At 74.4% G+C, this 22241-nt stretch carries 27 protein-coding genes; 9 read left to right on the top strand and 18 right to left on the bottom strand.

The window, feature by feature from the left end; all coding sequences use genetic code 11:
• Window positions 1-11 precede the first annotated feature (11 nt).
• The 10 genes from NBH00_RS03185 to NBH00_RS03140 all read right to left on the bottom strand — a co-directional run bounded on the left by NBH00_RS03185 (window position 12) and on the right by NBH00_RS03140 (window position 10260).
• A complete protein-coding gene (locus NBH00_RS03185) occupies window positions 12-1004 on the bottom strand; it encodes an SDR family NAD(P)-dependent oxidoreductase (RefSeq protein ID WP_254571908.1) in 993 nt (330 codons plus the stop codon).
• A gap of 99 nt (window positions 1005-1103) precedes the next feature.
• Complete coding sequence (locus NBH00_RS03180) at window positions 1104-2273, bottom strand: acyl-CoA dehydrogenase family protein (RefSeq protein WP_254571907.1); 1170 nt, start codon at window positions 2271-2273, stop codon at window positions 1104-1106.
• Window positions 2274-2351: 78 nt separating this feature from the next.
• Complete coding sequence (locus NBH00_RS03175; protein WP_254571906.1) at window positions 2352-4010, bottom strand: alkaline phosphatase D family protein; 1659 nt, start codon at window positions 4008-4010, stop codon at window positions 2352-2354.
• 9 nt (window positions 4011-4019) lie between these two features.
• The gene (locus tag NBH00_RS03170) at window positions 4020-4664 is read right to left on the bottom strand and encodes an MBL fold metallo-hydrolase (protein ID WP_254571905.1); all 645 of its coding nucleotides are present in this window, start codon (window positions 4662-4664) and stop codon (window positions 4020-4022) included.
• 28 nt (window positions 4665-4692) lie between these two features.
• Window positions 4693-5319, bottom strand: a complete 627-nt coding sequence (locus NBH00_RS03165) for a hypothetical protein (RefSeq protein ID WP_254571904.1) — start codon at window positions 5317-5319, stop codon at window positions 4693-4695.
• Window positions 5320-5482: 163 nt separating this feature from the next.
• Complete coding sequence (locus NBH00_RS03160; protein WP_254571903.1) at window positions 5483-6874, bottom strand: ABC1 kinase family protein; 1392 nt, start codon at window positions 6872-6874, stop codon at window positions 5483-5485.
• A 26-nt stretch (window positions 6875-6900) separates the two neighbouring features.
• The gene (locus NBH00_RS03155; RefSeq protein ID WP_254571902.1) at window positions 6901-7458 is read right to left on the bottom strand and encodes a hypothetical protein; all 558 of its coding nucleotides are present in this window, start codon (window positions 7456-7458) and stop codon (window positions 6901-6903) included.
• Complete coding sequence (locus tag NBH00_RS03150; protein WP_254571901.1) at window positions 7455-8456, bottom strand: tocopherol cyclase family protein; 1002 nt, start codon at window positions 8454-8456, stop codon at window positions 7455-7457. Before NBH00_RS03150 ends, NBH00_RS03155 begins: the two co-directional genes overlap by 4 nt.
• 77 nt (window positions 8457-8533) lie before the next feature.
• Window positions 8534-9289, bottom strand: a complete 756-nt coding sequence (locus tag NBH00_RS03145) for an ABC transporter permease (RefSeq protein ID WP_254571900.1) — start codon at window positions 9287-9289, stop codon at window positions 8534-8536.
• Window positions 9286-10260 (bottom strand): ATP-binding cassette domain-containing protein, encoded by a 975-nt coding sequence (locus tag NBH00_RS03140; RefSeq protein ID WP_254571899.1) that lies wholly within the window; start codon window positions 10258-10260, stop codon window positions 9286-9288. Before NBH00_RS03140 ends, NBH00_RS03145 begins: the two co-directional genes overlap by 4 nt.
• A gap of 155 nt (window positions 10261-10415) precedes the next feature.
• On the opposite strand from NBH00_RS03140, the gene NBH00_RS03135 reads away from it, so the two are divergent.
• Window positions 10416-11153, top strand: coding sequence for a hypothetical protein (locus NBH00_RS03135; RefSeq protein ID WP_254571898.1), 738 nt, complete (start codon window positions 10416-10418; stop codon window positions 11151-11153).
• Between the two features lie 66 nt (window positions 11154-11219).
• Here the strand turns inward: NBH00_RS03135 and NBH00_RS03130 are convergent, their stop codons facing one another.
• Window positions 11220-11657 carry a hypothetical protein gene (locus NBH00_RS03130; RefSeq protein ID WP_254571897.1) on the bottom strand — a complete coding sequence of 146 codons (438 nt, stop codon included), beginning with the start codon at window positions 11655-11657 and terminating at the stop codon, window positions 11220-11222.
• Window positions 11658-11736: 79 nt separating this feature from the next.
• The gene (locus tag NBH00_RS03125) at window positions 11737-12165 is read right to left on the bottom strand and encodes a universal stress protein (RefSeq protein ID WP_254571896.1); all 429 of its coding nucleotides are present in this window, start codon (window positions 12163-12165) and stop codon (window positions 11737-11739) included.
• 185 nt (window positions 12166-12350) lie between these two features.
• On the opposite strand from NBH00_RS03125, the gene NBH00_RS03120 reads away from it, so the two are divergent.
• From NBH00_RS03120 to NBH00_RS03110, 3 genes are read left to right on the top strand one after another with little or no spacing between them, the layout of a single operon-like run.
• Window positions 12351-12491, top strand: a complete 141-nt coding sequence (locus tag NBH00_RS03120) for a hypothetical protein (protein ID WP_254571895.1) — start codon at window positions 12351-12353, stop codon at window positions 12489-12491.
• Entirely contained in the window at window positions 12492-12668 is a 177-nt protein-coding gene (locus NBH00_RS03115) for a hypothetical protein (RefSeq protein ID WP_254571894.1), read from the top strand.
• A gap of 12 nt (window positions 12669-12680) precedes the next feature.
• Window positions 12681-13388, top strand: coding sequence for a tetratricopeptide repeat protein (locus tag NBH00_RS03110; RefSeq protein WP_254571893.1), 708 nt, complete (start codon window positions 12681-12683; stop codon window positions 13386-13388).
• A 202-nt stretch (window positions 13389-13590) separates the two neighbouring features.
• Here the strand turns inward: NBH00_RS03110 and NBH00_RS03105 are convergent, their stop codons facing one another.
• From NBH00_RS03105 to NBH00_RS03090, 4 genes are all read right to left on the bottom strand, one after another.
• Complete coding sequence (locus NBH00_RS03105; protein WP_254571892.1) at window positions 13591-14085, bottom strand: ImmA/IrrE family metallo-endopeptidase; 495 nt, start codon at window positions 14083-14085, stop codon at window positions 13591-13593.
• Window positions 14086-14153: 68 nt separating this feature from the next.
• A complete protein-coding gene (locus NBH00_RS03100; protein ID WP_254571891.1) occupies window positions 14154-14357 on the bottom strand; it encodes a hypothetical protein in 204 nt (67 codons plus the stop codon).
• Between the two features lie 19 nt (window positions 14358-14376).
• Window positions 14377-15081, bottom strand: coding sequence for a hypothetical protein (locus tag NBH00_RS03095; protein ID WP_254571890.1), 705 nt, complete (start codon window positions 15079-15081; stop codon window positions 14377-14379).
• Window positions 15078-15707, bottom strand: coding sequence for an RNA polymerase sigma factor (locus tag NBH00_RS03090; RefSeq protein ID WP_254571889.1), 630 nt, complete (start codon window positions 15705-15707; stop codon window positions 15078-15080). The genes NBH00_RS03095 and NBH00_RS03090 overlap by 4 nt, the downstream gene beginning before the upstream one ends.
• Window positions 15708-15961: 254 nt before the next feature.
• Here NBH00_RS03090 and NBH00_RS03085 point away from each other — a divergent pair, with 254 nt between their 5' ends.
• Window positions 15962-16258 (top strand): hypothetical protein, encoded by a 297-nt coding sequence (locus tag NBH00_RS03085; RefSeq protein WP_254571888.1) that lies wholly within the window; start codon window positions 15962-15964, stop codon window positions 16256-16258.
• Window positions 16259-16266: 8 nt separating this feature from the next.
• On the opposite strand, the gene NBH00_RS03080 is transcribed toward NBH00_RS03085, so the two are convergent.
• Window positions 16267-17391: a nuclease-related domain-containing protein gene (locus tag NBH00_RS03080; RefSeq protein WP_254571887.1), complete on the bottom strand. Its 1125-nt coding sequence runs from the start codon at window positions 17389-17391 to the stop codon at window positions 16267-16269.
• A gap of 54 nt (window positions 17392-17445) precedes the next feature.
• Window positions 17446-17709 carry a hypothetical protein gene (locus tag NBH00_RS03075; protein WP_254571886.1) on the bottom strand — a complete coding sequence of 88 codons (264 nt, stop codon included), beginning with the start codon at window positions 17707-17709 and terminating at the stop codon, window positions 17446-17448.
• Between the two features lie 109 nt (window positions 17710-17818).
• Here NBH00_RS03075 and NBH00_RS03070 point away from each other — a divergent pair, with 109 nt between their 5' ends.
• From NBH00_RS03070 to NBH00_RS03055, 4 genes are all read left to right on the top strand, one after another.
• Window positions 17819-18811 (top strand): ARPP-1 family domain-containing protein, encoded by a 993-nt coding sequence (locus tag NBH00_RS03070; RefSeq protein WP_254571885.1) that lies wholly within the window; start codon window positions 17819-17821, stop codon window positions 18809-18811.
• A 182-nt stretch (window positions 18812-18993) separates the two neighbouring features.
• Window positions 18994-19350, top strand: coding sequence for a hypothetical protein (locus tag NBH00_RS03065; protein ID WP_254571884.1), 357 nt, complete (start codon window positions 18994-18996; stop codon window positions 19348-19350).
• A gap of 130 nt (window positions 19351-19480) precedes the next feature.
• Window positions 19481-21829, top strand: coding sequence for an AAA family ATPase (locus NBH00_RS03060; RefSeq protein ID WP_254571883.1), 2349 nt, complete (start codon window positions 19481-19483; stop codon window positions 21827-21829).
• The gene (locus NBH00_RS03055) at window positions 21826-22233 is read left to right on the top strand and encodes a hypothetical protein (RefSeq protein WP_254571882.1); all 408 of its coding nucleotides are present in this window, start codon (window positions 21826-21828) and stop codon (window positions 22231-22233) included. Before NBH00_RS03060 ends, NBH00_RS03055 begins: the two co-directional genes overlap by 4 nt.
• Window positions 22234-22241: the final 8 nt, after the last annotated feature.

The raw sequence follows: 22241 nt of genomic DNA, 5'->3' as shown, positions 1-22241 counted from the left end.
GCGAGCCGCCCCTACGACGGCGCGCCCGCGAAGGCGTCCACGCCGGTGACCTCCGCCGACCATGCCCACAGGCGCGCGGCCGCGTCCGGGTCGATCGCGTGCGCGTCCACGCCGCGGATGCGCGCCTCGGGCGACCCGACCTCGGTCGGGTCCGCGACGTCGCAGTCCTCGCAGTAGACACCGCCCTCGCCGTCGAGCGCCGTCGACGTCGCCGCCCACACCGAGGTCGCCGCCCCCTGCTCGACGGTCTTGAAGCGCTCGTGCAGGTTGCCCTCCTCGTCCATCCAGCCGCTGACGATCATCTCCTCGCGGGTGAGGTGGCGCTGCAGCGGGGTCATGATCCCGCCGGGGTGGACGGCGAACGCACGGACGCCGTGGTCGCGGCCGAGCGCATCGAGGCGGACCGCGAAGAGGCTGTTGGCGGTCTTCGCCTGGCCGTAGGCCTGCCACTTGTCGTAGGGCCGCTCGCGGAACCACGGGTCGTCGAAGCGGAACGGCGAGAGCTTGTGCCCGGTCGAGGAGAGCGCGACGACCCGCGCGCCGTTCGCGGCCGCGAGCGCCGGCCACAGGCGGTTCGTCAGCGCAAAGTGCCCGAGGTGGTTCGTCGCGAGCTGCGCCTCCCACCCGTCGCCGACCCGCGTCTCCGGGCAGGCCATGACCGCCGCGTTGTTGATGAGGATCGCCAGCGGGCGGCCGGTCGCGAGGAAGCGCTCCGCGAAGGCGGCGACGCTCTCGAGGTCGGCGAGGTCGAGCTCGTCGACCTCGACCGCGTCGCCCCCGAGCCCGGCGTCCGCCAGCGCCGCGCGCGCGTGGTCCGGGCGGCGCGCGGGAACGACGGGATGGGCGCCCGCCCCCGCGAGCGCCCGTACCGTCTCGAGGCCGAGGCCCGAGTAGCCGCCGGTGACGATCACGGTCCGGCCCGACAGGTCGGTGCCGGCGATGACCTCCGCCGCCGTGGTCCTCGGGCCGAAGCCGGAGTTCGTCCGCCGCTGAGGGGTGCTCATGGCACCACCCTAGCCGCGATGCGTCACGTCACCGCCGCGATGTTCCGAGCCTCTGGGCGAGGAACTCGCAGTGGCAACCGAGCGCCCTGCGCGAGGTCGTCACAGGCCCATCGTCTTGCCGATGAGCTCCTTCATGATCTCGTTCGTCCCCGCGTAGATCTTGCCGATGCGCGCGTCGACCCACGCCTTCCCGATCGGGTACTCCATCGTGTAGCCGTAGCCGCCGTGGAGCTGGACGCCGACGTCGGTGACCTCGCAGAGCAGGTCGGTCGCCCAGTACTTCGCCATCGCCGCCTCCTGCACGGTGCAGGTGCCCGCGACGTAGCGGTCGATGCAGCGGTCGACGAAGCAGCGGGTGAGCTCGATCTTCGTCGCGAGCTCGGCCATCGCGAAGCGCGAGTTCTGGAAGGAGCCGATCGGCTTGCCGAACGCCTTGCGCTCCTTGATGTAGTCCATCGTCATCGCGAACGCGGATTCGCAGCCGGCGGTCGAGCTCACCGCGAGGATGAGGCGCTCGGGGACGAGGCGCCCGACGAGCTGGAAGAAGCCGGTGCCCTCCTCGCCGAGGAGGTTCTCCGCCGGGAGGCGCACGTCGGTGAAGAAGAGCTCCGCGGTGTCGGACGCGTGCTGACCGAGCTTCTCGATCTGCTTGCCGCGCTCGAAGCCGTCCATCCCGCGCTCCACGACGAACATCGAGAGCCCGCGATGCGGGTCCTCGCTCGTGCGCGCCGCGACGACGACGAGGTCGGCGTTGATGCCGTTCGTGATGAACGTCTTCGCGCCGTTGAGGATGTAGGAGTCGCCGTCGCGCTTCGCCGTCGACTTGATGCCCGCGAGGTCCGAGCCCGTGCCGGGCTCCGTCATCGCGATCGCGAGGACCTGCTCGCCGGAGGCGATGCCGGGCAGCCAGCGCTGCTTCTGCTCGTCGTCGGCCGAGGCCATGATGTACGGCAGGACGACATCGGAGTGCAGCAGCGGACCCGCCATCGCGTCGCCGACGCCGGCCTTGACCGCCTCCTCGGCGAGCACGACGTTGAAGCGCCAGTCCTCCACGCCGGGGCCGCCGTACTCGTCCGGCACCTCCATCGCGAGGAACCCGTGCTCGGCGCTCTTCGTGAAGAGCTCGCGCCCGACGAGCTGCGCCTTGTGCCACTCGTCGTACTTCGGGACGACCTCCTTCTGGAGGAACGTGGCGTAGCTCTCGCGGAGGTCGTCGTGCTCCGGCTCGAAGATCGTCCGCTTCGCGGGCGACGGCATGGTGGTGGACATGAATCGAATTTACCAAACAGGTGCTCTGTTGTGTGGAGGCGCGCCCGGGCGTCGGGCGACCCCTCGCGCCGCCCCCGCTCAGCCGCCCGTGATGATGCGGTCCAGCGAGCAGTGCAGGCGCGGCGCGGCGCGGTCCTCCACCGAGGTCTTCTCGATCGTCAGCCGCGCCGCGCGACCGCGCAGGGACAGCGACGCGATCTGGTTGTCGAAGGTCGGGGCCTCGGGGAAGCGCCAGCGCACGGCCGGCTCGCGGACGCCCGCGAGCCGCGCGAGCGTCCCCGCCGCGATGCTCGCCGACGTCGACAGCGCGCCGCGGAGCATCCGCCGCTCGCGGTGGTCGAGCGGGTTGCGGACCGGCGAGCAGACGGCCTGCACGACCGCGCTCTGCACGCCGGCCGCCCGCGGGTAGCCGACCTCCGCGAGGTACGCATGGTGCACGTCCCCGGAGAGGAGGACGATCGACGCGGGCGGCGCGCCGCGCTCCCCCGCCCCGACCGCGCGCAGCTCGTCGACGAGGTGGTCGAAGGAGGAGCGGAAGGCCGCCCAGTGCTCGAGGTCGAGCGCCTGCCGGATCTTCTCGCCGGCCCACGCCGCCCCGCGCCCCCATGCGCCGGCGCAGACCGCCTCGTTCCAGCCCTCCAGGGCGTGCAGCCCGGGCGCGAGGAAGAGCGGCAGCGTCGTGGCGACGAGGAGGTGGTCGACGTCGCCCGTGAGGTGCTCGGCCGCCCACGCCCACTGCTCGTCGGACAGCATCTGGCGCTGCGTGTCGTCGGCGATGATGCGCCCCGCGCGCGAGTCGAGGACGACCATCCGCGCCGTGCCGAAGTCGCGCACGAAGCTCCAGCGCGTCCCGGCCACCTCGTCCCGCGCCTCGCACGCGTACCGCCGCAGCTCCGGCCAGGCGTCCTCGTCGCCCATCGCGCGCACGCGCTGGAAGAGGTCGTGCTCGCGCAGGTCCGCCGGGGCGAGGTTCCCGAGGTGCTGGTAGATCCAGTAGGAGACGTACGCGCCGATGATGCGGTCCTCCCACCAGTCGGTCGCGCGCATCTGGCGCTCCCAGGTGCCGGAGGTGTTCCAGTCGTCGTGGACGTCGTGGTCGTCGAAGATCATCGACGTCGGCAGGACGCTGAGCATCCAGCGCAGCGCGGGGTCGCCCCACGCCTCGCGGTAGAGCCACGTGTACTCCTCGAAGTCGGCGACCTCCTCGCCGGCGCCGACCGTCGGGTCACGCCGCGCGGCGATGCGCTCGGCGATCGCCGGGGAGACCTCGTCGGCGTAGACCTGGTCCCCGACGAGCAGCAGCGCGTCCGGCCAGCGGCCCGGCGGCTGGCCGCCCATGCGCCGCCCGAGCGCGACGAGCGCGTCGACCTCGCGGCCCGCGGGGTCCTCGTCCTTCGTCAGCGTGTACGGCTCCTCGTGCGGGAGCGAGACGCGGCAGGAGCCGAAGGCGAGCGTGAAGCCGCCGTCGCCGCCCAGCGTCCGGATGAGGCCACCGGGCTCACCCTCCGCCGGCCACGCGACGGCGCCGTCGAGCCGCACGTCGTAGGCGGTGGCGCTCGCCGGCTCCAGCCCGTCGAGGACGAGCAGCGCGTAGTGGTGACCGGCGACGGTGAAGGTCGTCTCGGTCTGACCGAGGACCTCCACCGTGCACGGCCGGTCGGTCTCGACCCATACGGTCGCGTCGGTCTCGCCGACGTGCCGCAGGAGGGGACCGAGGAGGAGGGTGCAGGCAGCCACCCGGCAGGTCTACCCCGCCGGCAGCTTTGCAACCGCGTCGAAGAAGCGCTGCGGGTCGCGGCAGGGTGCGCCGTGGCCGAAGCAGATGAGCGCCGGGTTCAGCCCCGCGAGGCGGCGCGCCGACTCGCGGTTGCGCTTGTGGTCGGGGCTGACGAAGGAGAACGGCTCCATGATCGGGCCGCCCATGCGGAACGGGTTGTAGCCCCACATGACGTCGCCGCAGACGAGCGTGCGGTCGCTCTCGCGCCAGTAGGAGACGTGGCCCGGCGAGTGCCCCGGCGTGTCGAGCACGGTGAAGCCGCCGACCTCGTCGCCCTCCTTGAGGACACGCGCGACGCGCTGCGCGCGGGCCGCCGGGAGCATCCGGTCGCCGAGGCCGACCATCTTGCCGCTCTCGACCGCCTCGACGTCCTTCTCGCCGACCCAGAACGGGATCGACAGCGCCTCGCAGACCGCGTGGCTCGCGCCGTAGTGGTCGAAGTGCGCGTGCGTGAGGGCGTGGGCGCTGATCGTGCGGCCCTTCAGCTGCTTGAGGATGCGCCCCTTGTCGAACGCGAGCCCCGCGTCGACGAGGACGTCGCCCAGGACGTACACGTTGATGTTGTTCGGCGGGAAGCCCTTGAGCTGCCACACCCCGTCTGCGAGTTGATCCACGGGGCTCGATGCTACCCGCCCGCAGGCCTCACGCTCGCCCGCCGGCCGTGTAGAAGCCCTCGAGCTCGGTGACGCGGTCGGGGAGCAGGCCGTGCGCGCGCAGCCGCGCGGCCACCGGCTCGGGGGTCGCGAGGCGGAGGTTCGCGATGAGGCGCGCCCCGGGCTCCTCGTCCGGGACGAAGACGACGAAGTCCTCGGTGCGCGGGAGGGCGGTCACGGCGCCGTCCGCGAGCGCCCGGTTGACCTCGAGCGCGGCGGCGTTGAGGACGTGGCGGGTGAGCGTCGTCCCCTCGCCGAGCTGCTCGAGGACGCGCTCGCGCTCCTCGACGAACTCGAAGTCCGCCCGCGGGTCGGGGTCGGGGACGAGGCGCGGGCCGGCGAACGCGCTCGCGTCCCAGGTGCGCGCGAAGGCGCCGAAGGGCGACTCGGCGGCGAGGGCGGCGTCCCGGTCGGCCGCGAGGCCGAAGCGGACGGACGCCGGCGCGAGCGCGTCCTCACCGCGGTCGTGGTCGACGGCCGCGGCGTGGACGGGGCCGTCGACGAGGGGGGCGGCCGCGTCGAGGCAGGCGAGGATCGCCGCGGCGTCGTGCCGCACGATCGCCTCGAGCGCCGCGTGCGCCGAGGGATGCACGAGCTTCAGGACGGACGGATGCACCCCTCCAAGGTGCCCGTCGCGCCCCGCCCCGGCCCGGCCCGTGTGCGCCCGCGAACGCACACATGCGGCCGCCGACACGCCGTCTTGACAGGGCGATAGGGCACACCCCGAGGCCGCCGCCCGAGTGTGGCTCAGGTTCCCGCAGCGCGAACCTGAGCCACGCTCAGCGCCCGCGCCCGCCTGCGACCCACTCCGCGTGCTCCTGCCCGAGCACGGTGCGCGGCTCCTCGCGCGCGAGCAGCTCGTCGGCGAGCGCGCGCCAGTCGCCGCTCGCGCGCAGGTCGCAGCAGACCGAGAAGACGACGTTCTCCATCCGGCGCAGGAGCACCGCCTCGGACGGGAGCGTGAAGGACTTCACCATGTCGAGCCAGCCCGCCGGCAGCGCGAAGATCGCGTCGGCGATCTCGTAGCCGGTCGTGCCCGAGAGCCGCCGCGGCTGCGGGTCGTCGAGCATCCACGCCGCCGCGGTGCGCATGTACGCGAAGAGCAGCTCGTCCGGGTGGCGCCACGGCGGCGGCAGGTAGCCGAGCTCGTCCATCGTGCGCCGCAGCGCGCCCGTGTCGTCGGCTCGGAGGGCCCGGTAGACGTCCCCCTCGCGCGCGAGGTAGTCCGGCGGCAGCCGGCGCAGCATCCCGAAGTCGATGAAGGTCAGCCGCCCGTCGCGCGCGAGCAGGACGTTGCCCGGGTGCGGGTCCCCGAGCGCGAGGCCGAGCCGCCCCGCCGTGTCGTGGAAGAAGCGGTGGATGACCTCGGCGTAGCGGTCGCGCGCGGGCTCGTCGTGGGTGCGCATGACGCCGAAGCCCTCGCTCTCGACGTACTCGGTGACGAGGACGCGGCGGGTCGACACGTCGGTGAGGACGCCGGGCACCGCGACGTGCGGGTGGTCGCGCCAGCCGCGCGCGACGCGCCGCTGGGACTGCGCCTCGAGCTCGTAGTCGAGCTCCTCGGAGATCCGCTCGGCGAGCTCCCGCGCGAGCGCCTTCGTGTCGAGCCCGGGAGCGATCCGGCCGAGCAGCGGCATGAGGAGCTTGAGGTTGCGCAGGTCGGTCTCGACCGCCTCGGCGATCCCCGGGTACTGGACCTTGATTGCGACGTCGCGCCCGTCCTTCGTCTGCGCGCGGTGCACCTGCCCGATCGACGCGGCGGCGACCGCGACCGGGTCGATGTCCGCCATGACGCGGCCGACCGGCTCGCCCCACTCCTGCGCCATGAGCTTCTCCAGGCGCGGGTAGTCGACGCGCGGCGCCTGGTCGCGCAGCTCGGCAAGCCGGGCCTTGATGCGCTCGGCGTCCTCGGGCTCCAGGCCGGGCAGCTCGATCGTCGAGAGCACCTGCCCGAGCTTCATCGCCGCGCCCTTCATCTGGCCGAGCTGGACGACGATCTGCTCGACGACGGCGGCGGTCCGCTTGCGCTGCGCGCGCGCCTTCGCGTCGTCGGAGCGGACGCGGTCGATCGCGCGGCCGCCGGCGACGCGGGCGCCCTGCCCGGCGACGAGGCCGCCGAGGCGCGCGGTGCGCTGCAGGCGCGAGGTCGGGGTGGAGTCGTCGTCGGCCATCGGGGTCCGAGGCTAGCCGCCGCGCGTCACGCCGAGGCGCCCTGCTGCTCGGCGCGGCGCGCGACGAGGCTCAGCGGCTCGGCGCCGATGAGCCGCTCGAACGGCCGCACGCCGAGCCACAGCGAGCGCAGCGCCCACCGCGCCGCGCGGTCGACCGGCTCCACGCGCGCCTCGCTGACGATCGCGTGGCGGCCGTCCCCGTCGGGCTCGACCCAGTGGCCGAAGAGGACGCGCACGGTCCGCGAGCGGTCCCAGGTCCGGAAGGCGTGCTCGTCGACGCGCGGGTAGTCGACGCTCGTCGTCCAGATCTGGCCGCAGAGGCCGGAGACCGACCAGCGCTCGCCCTCGGCGAGGACCGTGAACGGCGGCGAGGACAGCAGCTCGCGGAAGCCGACGTCCGGCTTCGTCGTCGGGATGCGCCACTGCACGAGCCGACCGAGCGTGCGCGTCTCGTCGAGGCGGACGGACGCCGCCGCGTCCCACACCGCGTCCGGCTCGGCCGCCGCGGCGCGCCGGTGGCGCGTGCGGATCGCCGGGTCCGCGAGCCAGGCGTCGAGGTCGGGACGGTGGCCGGCGGCGCTCACGCCGTCACCTTCCGCCGCTCGATCTCGCGCTCGACGGCGTCGCGGCCGCCGTCCTCGAGGCCGGCGAGCGGCGAGCGGCCCGCGTAGACGATCCGCCCGCGCCGGCGCAGGACGAGGTGCAGGTCCCCCGCGAACTGCTGCAGCGCGCCCGCGACGCTGTACCCGCGCGCGGGCAGCGGGACCGGGAGCACGTGCGCGTCCTGCGGGTCGGCGGTCGCCGTGAGCTCGACGCCCCAGCGCGGGCCGCGGGCCCTCAGGTGCCAGGAGCCGCCGCCCACCTCCGCGCGCACGGGCGACAGGACCGGGTCGCCGAGGCGGATGAGGGTGTCGCCGCGGCGGACGACGAGCGCGGTCGCCGTCGTGTCGAACGGGCCGACGGTGACCGCGCCGCCGGCGAACGCGACGCACGTGTCGGGCGCGTCCTCGAAGTGCTGCGCGTGACCCCACCACCAGCGGTCGGGGAAGCCGTCCCGGCCCCAGTTCTTCTCGGCGTAGACGCGGAAGCCGTCGAGGTCGATGGTCTCCACGCCGAGGCGGACGGTGCCGCTCGCGCGGGCGCCGAGCACGTGCGGGTGCCAGTGCTGGCTCAGGCCGGGGACGACCTGCCCGGTCCCCATCCCGCCGAGCACGCGGCGCGGCCAGGCGTGCACGTCGTGGAGCGTGAGGTCCAGGGCGCCGCGCTCGCCGAGATCTGCGCGCACGCGCGCCGGCCCGGCCTCGAAGGCCCCCTCGCCCACGAGGACGCCGAGGCCGGCCGGGTCCGCCGTCCCGCCGGCGAGGTCGGCGGCGGCGATGAAGTCCCCCGGGTGCGCCGCGATGGCGACGTTCGCCCACGGCGACCCGGCGCGCCCGCGGTGGATGCCGCAGAGCGCGACGATGACGCGACCGGACGCCGGGTCGCTGAGCCGCCAGAAGTACCCCTCCATCGCGACGCCGTGGGCACGCCGGAGGTCCGCGAAGGGGAGATCGGCCCCCGTCGCTCGGTAACGCTGCAGCATCGACCCCCATGATGACCGACCGCGGCGCGGGTGCTCCGCGACCGGGCACCCGCGCGGGGTCGGGCCGGCCGCGCGTCCTACCGGTCGTACTGCTCGATCGCGCGCAGCGACAGCGTCGTGAGGATGGCGATGAGGCCGACGATGACGAGCGTGCAGTAGGCGAGCTTGTCCCACTCCCAGCCCTCGATGACGAGCGAGCGCAGGCCGTCGATGACGTAGCTCACCGGGTTCGCGCGCGCGAGCGCCTCCATGACCGGGGAGAGGCGGTCGAAGGGGACGAAGTTCGGCGAGAGGAAGAGCAGCGGGAAGAACAGGAGGAAGCTCGTGTTCGTCGCCTGGACGTTGCGGGTCCGCAGCGCGACGAGGACGCCGAACCCCGCGTAGCCGACGCCGAAGCAGGCGGCGAGGAAGACGAGCAGCACCGCCCCGAGCGGGCCGGCCTCGATGTGGGCGCCGAAGGCGAAGCCCGCGAGGAGCACGAACGTCGAGCCGACGAGGCCGCGCACGAAGTCGGCGGCGAGGCGGCCGAAGATGATCGACGAGCGGCGGATCGGGGCGGCGAGGAGCTTGTCGAAGTAGCCGATGTCGATCTCGGTGACGAGCGCGAGGCCGGACGCCGCGGTCGCGACCGCGAACATGAGCGAGACCGGCAGCTGAAAGGCGACGTAGCCCTGGCCGTGGAGGAAGGGCGTCGTGGACGGGAACGTCTTGGCGACCTGGCCGACGTTCACGGCGAGGAAGAAGAGCGGGATGAAGAGGCCGGGGATCGTCGCCTCGGGGTAGCGGAGGATCTCGCGGACGGAGCGGCGGGCGAGCAGGGCGATCTCGGTCATGCGGCGGTCTCCTTCTCGGCGCCTTCCAGGCGTCGACCGGTGGCTTGCAGGAAGACGTCGTCGAGCGACGGGCGGGCGAGGTTGATCGTCTTCGCCCGCAGACCGGCGGCGTCGAGCAGGCGGACGATCTCGGTGATGGCGGCGGCGCCGTCCCGGACGTACAGGGCGGTGCCGTCGCGCTCGGTGACGGTGCGCTCGAGGCCCTCGAGGCCCGCGACCGCCCTCTCCGCCGCGGTGACGGTGCCGTTGCCCGGGTCGTCGAAGGTGAGGGCGACGACGTCGTGGCCCATCCGGGCCTTCAGCTCCTCCGGCGTGCCGTCCGCGACGATCGTCCCGGCGTCGATGATCGCGAGGCGGTCGCAGAGCTGGTCGGCCTCCTCGAGGTACTGCGTCGTGAGGAAGACCGTCGTCCCCGCCTCGTTGATGCGCCGGACCTCGTCCCAGACCGTGCGCCGCGAGGCGGGGTCCAGCCCCGTCGTCGGCTCGTCGAGGAAGAGGACCTGCGGCTCGTGGACGAGCGCGCTCGCGAGGTCCAGGCGGCGCTTCATGCCGCCGGAGTACGTCTTCGTGCGGCGCTCGCCGACGTCCGCGAGGCCGACGAGCTCGAGCAGCTCCTGGGCCCGCGTCCTCGCGCGCGCGGCCGGGATCCCGTAGAGGCCGCACTGCAGCTCGAGCAGCTCGCGGCCGGACTGCACGGGGTCCAGGCCGATCTCCTGGAGCGCGACGCCGATCGACCGGCGGACCTGCGCGGCGTCCCTCACGACGTCGAGCCCCGCGACGGTCGCGGTGCCCCCGGTCGGCGGCAGCAGCGTGCAGAGCATCCGGACGGTCGTCGTCTTGCCGGCGCCGTTGGGGCCGAGGAAGCCGAAGACCTCGCCGGGGGCGATCGAGAGGTTCACGCCGCGGACGGCGTCGACGTCCTTGAACGTCCGGCGCAGGTCGTGGGTCGCGATGGCGGGGGCGTCGCTCATAGGGTCCTTGACGGTCGGGGCGGGCGGAACTCATCGCGGCGCGCGGCGGCGCGCGGCGGTCCGCGACGACGAGGCGCGAGAATTGGGGTTCGCGCACATACACGCGACACGCCGTCGCGGGTGACGGAATCCGGTTCTTAGGAAAGTGTCGTCCCGTGAACCTCAACCTCTGCGTCCCGTCCATCGCCCCGGCGCCCCGTCGCCGGCGCACGTTGCTCGCCGGCGCTGCGGCTGTCGTCGCGGGGCTCGCCGCCCCGGGGACCGCGCTCGCCGTCACCGGCACCGTCGCCAAGCCGTGCTTCTCGCACATCCCGACGAAGGGCTCCGAGCCGCTCGTCGTCGCCCTGACCGGCGGCACCCCCGGAGCCGACTACATCCTCGCGGCGAGCGTCCCCGGCGGCCCGGGCACCGGCTCGGCCGGGTCGACGACCGGGACGTTCGACGGCGCCGGCAACGCGACCGCGCAGATCGAGGACGTCTCTCCGCCCGGCGGGACGATCAACCCGACGGCCGGTCGCAGGGTCGACCTCACCGTGCAGGACTACGGCACGGGCGGCCAGGAGGTCCCGATCGGCAGCGCGCTCATCACGAACCTCGCGCTGAGCATCTCGAGCACGCCGCGCAGCCCGCGCGCGCACCGCAAGGTTGCCGTCTCGGGCACCCCGTTCGCGAACCAGACGCTCTACGGCTTCGTGACGAAGCCGGGCAGCAGCGTCGTCCTGCGCCGGGTCCCGCTCGGCCGCGCGAACGCGTGCGGCTACGTCAGCGCCCGGCGCGTCATCGCGCCGCGCAGGTACCGGAGGGGCTCCTACCGGTTCTACGTCAACGCGGGGCCGAAGCTGCACAGGTCGAAGGCGCTCGCCTTCGCCTTCCGCATCGGGTCGATCTTCTAGCCCGCGCGTCACGGGCGGCGGGTCGCATGGCGACCCGCCGTCCGGTCATGCGTCCGCCGTGCGGCCCTACCGGACCTTGAGATAGCGGACGAACGTCCTGCGCTGGAGCCTGCCCGGCTTCCGGCCGTTGCAGTGCGTCGAGCTGAGCGTGACGGTGACCTTCTGGGCGCCCTTCGGCAGGACCGCCGGGATGTAGGCCGTCGTCGTGCCGCCGTTGATGCGGCCGCCGGCACCACAGGCGCGCTTGGCCTTCAGCACGCCCGCCTTGGAGTCGATCGTGATCGTCACGACCTGACCGTTCGGATCGTTCACCATCAGGCGGAACTGGTCGACGCGGCCGGCCGTCCCGGGCTGATGGATCTTGCCGTACTTCAGCTCGGTGAGCCTGGGCGGAGGATCCGCCGTCGCGGCGACGGCGAGCGAGAGCCCGCCCGACGCCGCGAGTCCGGCGCCCGCCATCCCGGCGAGCGCCACCGTCGTCTTCGTCCCGATGCCCCTCATCATGCGCAGCACACTACGCCGGAATCCGGCGTAAATCCAGAGTGCTGCGCGACGTGATGCAGCGCGGCGACGAGCGCCGCCGTCAGGTCGTCTTGAGCACGAGGACGTGGCAGCCCGCGCCGTGGGCGATGCTGTTCGGGACGCTGCCGAGGAGGAGGCGCTTCGCCCCCTGCATGCCGCGGTTGCCGACGACGATGAGGTCGGCGTCGACGGACGCCGCGACGTCGAGGATCGCCTTCGCCGGGTCCTGCTTGGACGCGTGCACCTCGACGCTGACGTCCTGGCGGCGAGCGCGCGCGGCGGCCGCCTCGAGGATCGCGTCGACGCCGTCGCGCGGCTTCACGTCCCAGTGCTCGCCCCCGCCGCCCTGCGCGTGGGCCGCGCCCTTCGGCTTGTAGGAGCTGACGACGTGCAGCGTCGCCTCGTGCTGCCCCGCGAGCTCGATCGCGGCCTTCGTGGCCTCCTCCGCGGTGTCCGATCCGTCGGTCCCGACAACGATCACGTCGAACATGGTCTGGTCCCCCTGGTTTCCGGTGCCACGGTCGATGGTCGCACGTCGGAGTGGGCCGGTGGAAGTGATTTCGGCCACATGACCCACGCGGCTAGGGTCTGCCTCGATGAGCAGCGGGAGGACGACGGTCTGCCTGGCGATGATCGTCAAGGACGAGGCGGCGCATCGTCAAGGACGAGGCGGCGGTGATCGAGCGCTGCCTCGCCGCCGTGCGCCCGTTCGTCGACGCGTGGGTCGTCTGCGACACCGGCTCGACCGACGACACGCCCGACCGCGTGCGCGCGGCCCTCGCCGGGGTGCCGGGCGAGCTGCATGTGCGCCCGTAGGTGAGCTTCGGCGCGAACCGGACCGAGGCGCTGGCCCTCGCGCGCGGGCGGGCCGACTACACGCTCGTCCTCGACGCCGACCACGTCGCCTCGGGGGACCCGGCCGCCCTGGCGTCCCTCACGGCGGACGCGTACCACGTGCGGCTCGTGAGCGCGGACGGCACCGCCGAGTGGTAGCTGCCGAACCTCGTGCGCAACGACCGCGCGTGGCGGTTCGAGGGCGTCGTCCACGAGTACCTCGCGTCGGACGCCGGCTACGTGTCGGAGACCCTGGAGGGCTTCCGGATCACCGACCGGGCGGACGGGGGCACCGGACGCGAGCAGCGCTGGCAGGCGGACGCGCGCCTGCTCGAGGCCGAGCTCGCGCGCAATCCGGGGGACACGCGGTCGTGCTTCTACCTCGCGCAGACGTACCTCGGCCTCCGGCGCTTGGCCGACGCGGCGGAGCGTTACGAGCAGCGGGCCGGGATGGGCGGGTGGGACGAGGAGGTCTACTGCGCGCTGCGCCAGGCCGGCGTCGCCCGGGCGCGGCTCGGCGAGTGGCCGCTCGCGGCGGACCTCTTCCAGCGCGCGTGGGAGCACCGGCCCTCGCGGGTCGAGGCGCTCTACGACCACCTCGGCGGCCTGCGGGAGCGCGCGCGCTGGCAGCTCGCCTTCGTCCTCGCCGAGCGGGCGCTGACCATCCCCGTCCCCGCCAGCGACGTGTTGTTCGTGGAGCCGTGGGTCTACCGCTGGGGCATCCGCTTCGAGTTCTCGATCGCGGCGTACTGGGTCGGCGAGACGGGGCGGGCGCTCGAGGCCTGCGACGCGCTGCTGGAGCGCGACGACCTGCCGGCGAACGTGCGGGAGGCGGTGGTGCGGAACCGGGGGTTCTGTGTCGAGGCGCTGAGGGAGTGACGGGTGGGCGGCCGGTGCGGGCCGGCGGGGGCGGGCGGTCGAGCGGTCGACCTGCCGCAGCGTGCGGTCAAAACAGGGATATACCCACGTTTGACCGCACGCTGCGGGTGCACGCGAGCGAACGACCCGTGAGACGCGTGCCTGATCGGGGGCGCCGCGGACGGACGGGCGCCCGCCGGCTCCCGTCCGGCGTCCCCGTCGCTCAACCGCCGAACAGCGCCGCCACCCGCCGCGCGGTCGCCGCGCGCGAGGTCCCGAACGTCTCGCACAGCGTCTCCACGTCGCCGTCGCAGCGGGCGTGCTCGCGGACGAAGAGCCAGCGCGGCATGAGGAGCGCGGCCGCGAAGGCGCTCGCCTCCTCCTCGATGTCGCGCGGGGGCTCGGCCGGCGGGTGCTCGGGCTCGTGGATGCTCGTGTGGCGGCAGAAGAGCGCCTGCTGCCCGGGCTGGCGGTGCAGGACCCAGTGCCCGACCTCGTGGCCGATCGTGAAGCGGCGGCGCGGCGGCCAGCGGCGGGCCTCGTCGGCGTTGACCCAGATCTCACCGCGCGACGGGAGCAGCAGGCCGCTGAGCGACTGGCCGACGCCGACCGCGGGCGCCCCGGGCGCCCCGGCCAGGTCACGACGTCGCGGACCAGGAGGCCGAAGACGGAGTCCGTGATGTCCTCGATCGGGACCGGGAGGCGCTCGCCGTCCCACAGGTACTCCGGGGTCCCGGCGAGGATGCGATCCGCGCGCTCTTCGATCTCCTCCACGGTCTGCGCAGCCTAGATCCCGAGGTGGTCGCGCAGGCGGCGGAAGGTCTCGCGGGCGGCGGGCGTCGGGCCGCCCCCGGCCTCCGGTGGTAGCGGTGCGGCGGCACGACGGCGGTCGCGGCGGAAGACGCGCGCGGCGATGAGGCCGGCGAGCCGGCGGTCTCCCGCGCGGACCGCGTTGGCGTAGGCGCGCAGCGGGTCGGGACGGTGCTCCATCCCCGAACAGTCGCCGGCGCTACCCGCGACCTGACCGGCGGCGGCCGGTGAAGAGCGCGTCGACGTCGCCGGCGGTGCTGCGCTCGTCGGGCGTGCCGGCGGGCGTCGGGGTCGCCCGCAGGTCGGACGCGTGGAAGCCCGGCGACGACATCGCCGGCGGCGCGGCGAAGGACGGGTAGGCCGGGTCCGGGCGGGCGTGGCGCGCGAAGGCGGCGTGGCCCCCAGGGGCGGGCGGGGGCGTGATCCGCTCGCCGGCTCTGCGGAGCGTGTCCGCCGTCGTCCCGACGATCGCGGCGAGCGCCTCGAGGACGCGGTCCGTGACGCCGTCCGCGGGGAGCGTCCCCTGCTCCATCGCGTGGTAGTAGCGATGGACGGTGTGCTCCTGCGCGGGGACGCCGAGGGCGGCGGCCAGGCGGCTGACGAGCTGCGCGCGGGTGAGGCGTGCGCGGTGACGCAGGCGCGGCAGCAGCGCGGGCCATGTGCCGGCGTCGCTGTCGAGCGCCTGCTGCAGGTCGTCGGTGAGCGCACTGGCTCCGGACGCCGCGAACGCGTCGCGGTCGAAGGCGCGGCGTGGCGCCCGGGCGAGGTAGGCGTCGATGAGGACGATGAGCTCCTCGCGGTCGGCGCCCGTGAGCTGCTTGACGTACGCCGCCGGGTCCGGCGCGTCGCCCCCGTTCCGGTCGGCGGCGATGAACTGCTTGAGAAGTCGCTCGACGGTGCTCATGCCGGGTCTGCGTCAGCATCGCGCTCGGCCAGGCGCCGCCGGAGCTCCGCCCGGAAGCGCGTCACGACCTGGTAGGCGTTCGCCGCGGTCATGCCGTCGACCTCGGCGACGGCGGGGCTCGCCGGCAGGTCGTCGAAGACCATGATCTCGATGACGCGACGGTGCGCGTCCGACCGCGAGCCGAGCAGGTCGACGATGACGGCCTGGACCTCGAGGTACCCGCCCAGGTCGATCTCACCGTCCGTCGCCGGCTCGCGCCCGCCCTCCGCGATCGAGTCGAGCGATGCGGTGTCCAGGCGCCGCTCGCGCAGCCGGTAGAAGTCGGCGATCCGGCGCTTGACGATCGTCCCGAGCCAGACGATGAACTCGCCCTCCGAGGTGCCGTCGAACGCCGACCGCACCGCGCTCGTGATGATCTCCCCGGTGAGGTCCTCGACCTCGACCGGCGGCACCCGCAGCGCCACCCGGCGCCGCACGTTCTCCCAGTGGCCGAAGACGAGCACCCCGAGCCCCGTCGCGGCCGCCTCCGCGTTCCCGCGGGAACGCATCGCGGCGATGTAGGCGATGAGCTCCTCGTCGGTCAGGCCGTCGAGGACGTGTTCGGGAAGTGGTTCGGGAGACGCCACGGGACGGGCGGGTCGTGCGGTGTGGGGTGGATCTGACAGGCGGACGGGAGGGGTCTGCGGAATCGACGCCAACCGGGCCGAACCGGGCGCGGATACGGCGGCGGGCGGGGCGAGGTGGGTGGTCGGTCAGAAACGCGGTGCGCCCCGCGACCTCGACGTCAACGTCAACGATCCGTCGAAGGAGACCCGAAGTGTTCATCTCGTCCTTCCCCGTCCTTCGTCGCCGCCGACACGCGTGGCCCCTGACCCTCCTGGTGGTCCTCGCCGCCACCGCGCTTCCCACCGCCGCCGCCGCCTACAGCTACCTGTCCAAGCCCGAGGCGAAGACGCAGGCCGCGGGCTTCGCGCGCCGCCTCTGCAACCAGCTCGACGACTGCATCGGCGTGCGGGCCGGCCTGTCGTACGAGTGCTCCCGCGCTGGCGCGCTCGTCGTCGACTGCCCCGTGACGCTCGAATACGCGACCGACGTCGAGTGCGACATCACCGTCCGGGTGACCGAGCACGCGACGTACTACAACCGCCGGCTCATCTACAGCCCGGACTGCCATTGATCAACGACTCAGGACCTGCGGCACCCGGACCCGCTGGTCAGGACGCCGTCCGCCGCCGAGCGCGCAGAAGCCCGCTCGACGTCGATGCGGATGTGGCAGCTCCCGCGGCGGTAGCGCAGGCGAGCGCGCGCCGGTGTCCAGGCGATCGACGGCCCGTGCACAGGGCCGCCGGCCGCCGCGACCGCGCGGGCGCGCAGCCCGGGACGCATGGCGAGCACCTGCGTGGTCGTCAGGCGGGAGTGCTCGCCGGCGTGGTGAAGCGCCGTCAGCGCTCCCCAGAACAACGCCCCCACGAGAGCCAGCCTGAGGAGAAGCGCACCGAGCGACTCGCCCTTGACCGGGCGTCGCGGCCCCGACGACCGCCCCCGGCGTCGCTGACGCGCGACGGTCGCAGGCTTCCGCGTGGGGCCGCGCCGCGCCCGGGTCGCCGGTAGCGAGGGCGGTGCCGAGGTCGCCGGGACTACGACCAGGACGCTGCCGACGGGCACCACGGCCCGGGGGCGGAACCGCTGCTCCAAGACGCCCATGATCGTCAGCGCGTCCACGCGCGTCGTCGAGCCTGGGCGGGACACCGACGCGACGACCGCCTCGGGGGTCCCGATGGTCACTCCCCGCGTCTCCCGGCCGACGACGGGCGCTCCGGCGTTGCGATTGGCGAGGCAGAGGGCGCCGCGGACCGGCACCTCAAAGCCGCTGTCGCGGAGAGTGTCGGCCACGAGCTTGACCTGGTCGACGATGGCCTCGAGGTCCTCCCGTTTGTTCCAGCCCCCTATGCGGACCCCTCCGTGGCTGACCCGGACAGCGCCCGACCATGCCTTCGTGTCGATGACAGTGACGCCCGCGGCACCGACCACGACATGGTCGATGTTGGCGCGGCTGCCGGGGATCGAGAGATCGTGCAGGACGCCGAAGCCGCGGAGTTCCGCAGCTGCGTCCAGGATGCCGGCGACCACCTCTTCACCTTCGGCCCCGAGCGCCCACGCGAGCTCGTGAGCCGGCGCATCATCGAGCGCGGCGATGAGCTCGTCCGCAGAGGCCCCCTCGGCGTGCAGCCTGCGCAGACGGGCAGCCGCGAGGCGCGCGCGCACCTCGCGCGCGCCGTCGCCGGCCTTGCCGTTGCGGTCGTCGGACATCAGCGACGGATCGGCCGTCAGCCATCGACGCTCAACCCCGACGTGTTCGCCCGCTCACCCGCCAACCGATCCAGCTCCGCGCCACCGTCCGCCCAGCTCCTCGAGGAACGGCGCCGCCCCGCGACCGAGCGTGTCCGCCCGCGCGATGAAGGCGTCGGTGAGGGCGCGGTAGTACCAGCGGACGGACTCGCCGCCGCCAGGCGCGCTGAAGCGGACCCAGGGCGCTTCGCCGTCCGTGCGGTAGTCGAGGAGGATCGCGCGTGCGTTGTGGAGCTTGTCCGCGAGCGAGACGCGGAGCTCGTCGCCGGCCTTCCGCACGCCCGGGCGAGCGGGCTACGCCTCCCGCCGCTCACCCTGCCCCCCGGCCGTCAGACCACCGCCCCGCACGACGACTCCCACCGCAACGTCCCGATCCAAGGAGTCCGAGATGCCCGCACCCGTCCTCACCGCCGAGATCCGCGTCGGCGCCCCGCAGACCAGCGGCGCGCTCACGGTCTTCCCCCTCTTCGCCGCCGGCGCGCCCCGGCTGGAGTACCGCTCCTTCGCGCAGGCCGCCGCGGAGGGCTTCGTCGTCCGCGAGCTGAAGGACGGCGCGTCGGTGAACGACCTCGTCGTCCACAACCCGCTCGGCGTCGCGGTCCTGCTCTACGACGGCGAGGAGGTCAGCGGCGCGCAGCAGAACCGCACGCTCGACCGCAGCGTCCTCGTCCCCGCCGGCGCGGAGATGACCGTGCCCGTGAGCTGCGTGGAGGCCGGCCGCTGGGACGGCGCCCGCCACGACGAGTCCTTCTCCCCCGCGCCCCAGGCGGCCTATCCGTCGCTGCGCGCGATGAAGCACCGCCAGGTCACGACGGCCGTCTCGTTCGGGGCCGAGGCCCGCGCCGACCAGAGCGCCGTGTGGGACGAGGTCGCCGCGAAGTCCGCGCGACGCGGCGCGCACAGCCCGACCGGCGCGATGGCGGACGTCTTCGACCACGACCGCGGCGCGATCGACGCGATGGTCGCCGCCGTCGCCCGCCAGGACGGGCAGGTCGGCGCGGTCGCCGCCGTGCACGGCGGGGTCGCGGTCCTCGACTACGTCAGTCGGTCGGACGTGTGGGCTGCGCTCCACGGCCCGCTCGTGCAGGGCTACGCGCTCGACGCCCTCGACGCGCGCGGCCCCGGGCTCGCGACGGTCGTCGGCGAGAACATCGACACGGCGTGGGTCCAGGACTGGGTCGACGGCTTCCTGCACCCGGTCGAGGCGACCACGCGCCGCGCCGCCGGCCTCGGCGAGGACGTCGCGCTCGGCCACGGCATGGGAGCGACCGGCACCGCGCTGTGCCTCGACGGCGAGCTCATCCAGCTGAGCGGCTTCCCGCCCGTCATCGAGGACGGGCCGCGCGGGTCGCGGATCCGCCGCCCGTCGCCGCGTCGGTGAGGGGCGGCCGCGAGCGCGACGGCCGGGTCGGGTCGGACGCTGCCGCAGACCCGCGGCGCCGCGGCGGGGCGGGGCGGCGCCGCCAAGCGCACCGAGACGTCGCCCGTCGCGTGTCAGACCCGGCCACGCGCGAGCGACCCGACGCCACCGACCCACGTCCCCGAACCGCAAAGGACCAGACCATGTGGCTCTTCACCCCCACCGGCTTCCTCTCCGTTGTCGCCGACCGCGAGCACCCCGGCAACCTCCTCGTCCGGGCCCGCGCCCGCGCGGACATCGAGGCGTTCGTCGCCGTCACCGCGGCGCCGCCGCCGACCGAGCGTCCCGACCGCGACTACCGCTGGCGCACGTCCGTCCCCGCCGCCGTCGTCGCGACCTACGTCGCCGAGCAGACGGCCGCCATCGACTACGGCAACTTCAAGAGCGCCGTTGCCGAGCGCCAGGGCCGCGACCGCGCACACCGCTACGCGGAGGTGTGGTCGGTGATGCACCGTCTGCAGGAGGACGAGGTCGCGGCGGCGCGCCGAGCCCGCGGCTGACGACGAGCACCCACCGCGCCGGCCCCGCCGGCGTCACCCCCGACAACCCGCGTGGACGCGCCGTGCCGCGTCCTCGATACTCGCGCCGCGGCGGGCCCGCCGCGCTCCTGGAGCCTTGATGACCTCACCCATGGACCCTGCCCTCGACGCCCTCCTCCGCGTCCGGCTCGACGCCGCCGCCGACCTGCCCCCCGAGGCCAAGGCCGAGGTGACCCGAGCGCTCGGCCCGGGCGCCGCCCCCGCCGGGAGCGACGCGGCCGCGGCGAGCGGCGACGCCGCCACCACTCGAGAGCAGGTCTACCTGCGCTCGGTCACCGTCGAGGGCTTCCGCGGCATCGGGCCGGCCGCCACCCTCGAGCTCGACGCGCGCCCCGGCCTCACCGTCGTCGTCGGCCGCAACGGCAGCGGGAAGTCCTCCTTCGCCGAAGGGCTCGAGCTGCTCGCGACCGGCGCGACGAAGCGGTGGGAGGGCAAGTCGCGGGGCTGGACCGACACGTGGCAGTGCCTGCACCACGGCGGCCCGACGCGCCTGCAGGCCGAGTTCGTCGTCGCGGGGGACGATACGCCGGTCGTCCTCGAGCAGGCGTGGGGCCGCGGCGCCGAGTACACGGACGCGTCCGGCCGCACCGACGCCGACGCGGTCCTCCGCGCGCACGGATGGGACGCCGCGCTCGCGAGCTTCCGCCCGTTCCTCGCCTACGCCGAGCTCGCGACGATGTTCGACAAGCTCGCGAGCCTGCCCGCGGCGCTGTCGCCGATCCTCGGGCTCGATGAGCTCGACGGGCTCGCCGCGTCGCTCGCCGACACGCGCCTGGCGATCGAGCGCCGGGCGAAGGAGTCCAAGGCCGAGGCCGCCGCGATCGTCGCGCGGCTCGACGACAGCGACGAGCGGCAGGCCACGCTCGCGGCGCTCCTCACAGCGCGCAAGCCGAAGCTCGACGACGTCCGCGCGCACCTCGCCGCGCACCCGCCCGGGGCCGGAACGGGCGCCGACCCCGCGACCGCCGCGACGCGCCGCCTCGCCGCCGCGCCGGTCCCGGACGACGACGCGCTCCGCGACGCCCACACCGAGCGGGACGCGGCGGCCGCGGCCGTCACGAGCCTCGCCACGACCGACACCTCCCGCGCGCTCGCCACCGCCGACCTGCTCAACCGTGCGCTGAGGCTCCGCGATCCCGCGCGGCTCACCGACGGCTGCCCGGTCTGCCGGACCGCGAACGTGCTCGACGCCGGGTGGGCGGCCGCCGCGCAGACGCAGGTGGACGAGCTGCGCACGCAGGCCGCCCAGCTCGCGGCGGCCGAGCGCGCGCGGGACGGCGCGGCCGCCGCGTGGCGCTCGCTCGCCGGCGCCGTCGCGGCGGTGGACGGCGAGCCGCTCGACCCGGACGCCGGCGCCCTCGACGCGGTGCTCGCCCGTGCTGCCGCCGCGCGTACCGCGGTCGCCGCAGCCCAGGCGTCCCTCGCCGCGCAGGACGCCGTGTGGCGCGCGCACGCTGAGGCGACGACCGCGTGGCTCGCGGGGGCCGAGAGCGCGGCGGCGGACGCCGGGCGCCTCACCGCGCTGAAGGCGGCCGAGAAGTGGCTGAAGGCCGAGATCGACACGCTGCGCAACGAGCGCTTCGCGCCGATCGCCGCGCAGGCGGTCGCCAACTGGGAGCTGCTGCGCCACGAGTCGAACGTCGAGCTGCGCGACATCACGCTGCGGAGCGTCGGCCGCCGCAAGGAGGCGATGTTCGACGTGCGCGCCGACGGCGAGGACGCGAACGCGCTCGGCGTCATGTCCCAGGGCGAGCTGCTCGCGCTGAGCGTGTCGGTCTTCCTCCCCCGCGCCGCGCTCGACGAGTCCCCCTTCCGCTTCGCCATCATCGACGACCCCGTGCAGTCGATGGACCCGGCGAAGGTCGACGGCCTCGCGCGGATCCTCAGCCAGGCCGCGGCGACGCGGCAGGTCGTCGTCTTCACCCACGACGACCGGCTGCCCGAGGCGATCCGCCGGCTGAAGCTCACCGCGACGATCCTGCAGGTCAACCGGCGCAGCCGCTCGCAGGTGAGCGTGACCGTCTCCAAGCGCCCCTTCGTCCGCCACCTCGACGACGCCAGGCGGCTCATGCGGTCGAACGCCGTGCCGGCCGAGGTGCAGCAGCGCGTCGTCCCGACGCTGTGCCGGACGGCGGTCGAGGCCGCGTGCGCGGAGCTCGTCCGGGCGCGGGTCGTCGCCGACGGGCTGGACGCCGCGGCGGCGGACGAGCAGCTCGAGGCCGCCCGCACGCTGCGGGACCTGCTGACGCTCGCGCTGCTCGGGCCGGCCGGCGACCAGGCCGACCTCACCGAGGCGCTGCGCCGCGAGGGCGGCCCCGACGCGAACGGCGTCGTCGGCGCGCTGAACGCTGGCTCGCACGGGCAGTACGCCGACTCCGTCGAGCAGCTCCACCGCCGCACGAGCGACCTCGTGCGGTCGCTCATGGAGTCCGCGGCGTGAAGGTCCCCGACCTGCTCCGCGCTGCGCTCGCGCTGCTCGACGAGCCCGAGCCGGACACCGCGACCGTCTGGCCGCGCGGCGCCGCCGTCCTCACCCGGCAGGCGATCGAGACGACGCTCGACGCGTACTGGAGGAAGACGTCTTCGCAGATGCTCTTCGCCAGCGCGGCCGACCGCTGGGTCGCGCTGCCGTCCTACCTCGGGCGCGACCCCGTCATCCGTGCGGCCGAGTACGCGTGGTCGGCGCTCTCGGAGGCGTGCCACCAGCGGGCGTACGACGTCGGGCTGACGGAGGCGGAGCTGCGGGCGCATCTGCGGACGGCGGACGCGTTCCGGGAGGTGGTCGCACAAGCGCTCACGACCGCGCGAGGCGTGGGTAGCGCTTCAGGGCCAGCCGACAGCTAACAGATGGG

Source organism: Paraconexibacter antarcticus (genome assembly GCF_024220175.1).
Classification (GTDB): domain Bacteria; phylum Actinomycetota; class Thermoleophilia; order Solirubrobacterales; family Solirubrobacteraceae; genus Paraconexibacter; species Paraconexibacter antarcticus.
This window is presented reverse-complemented; position numbering and strand designations above follow the sequence as displayed.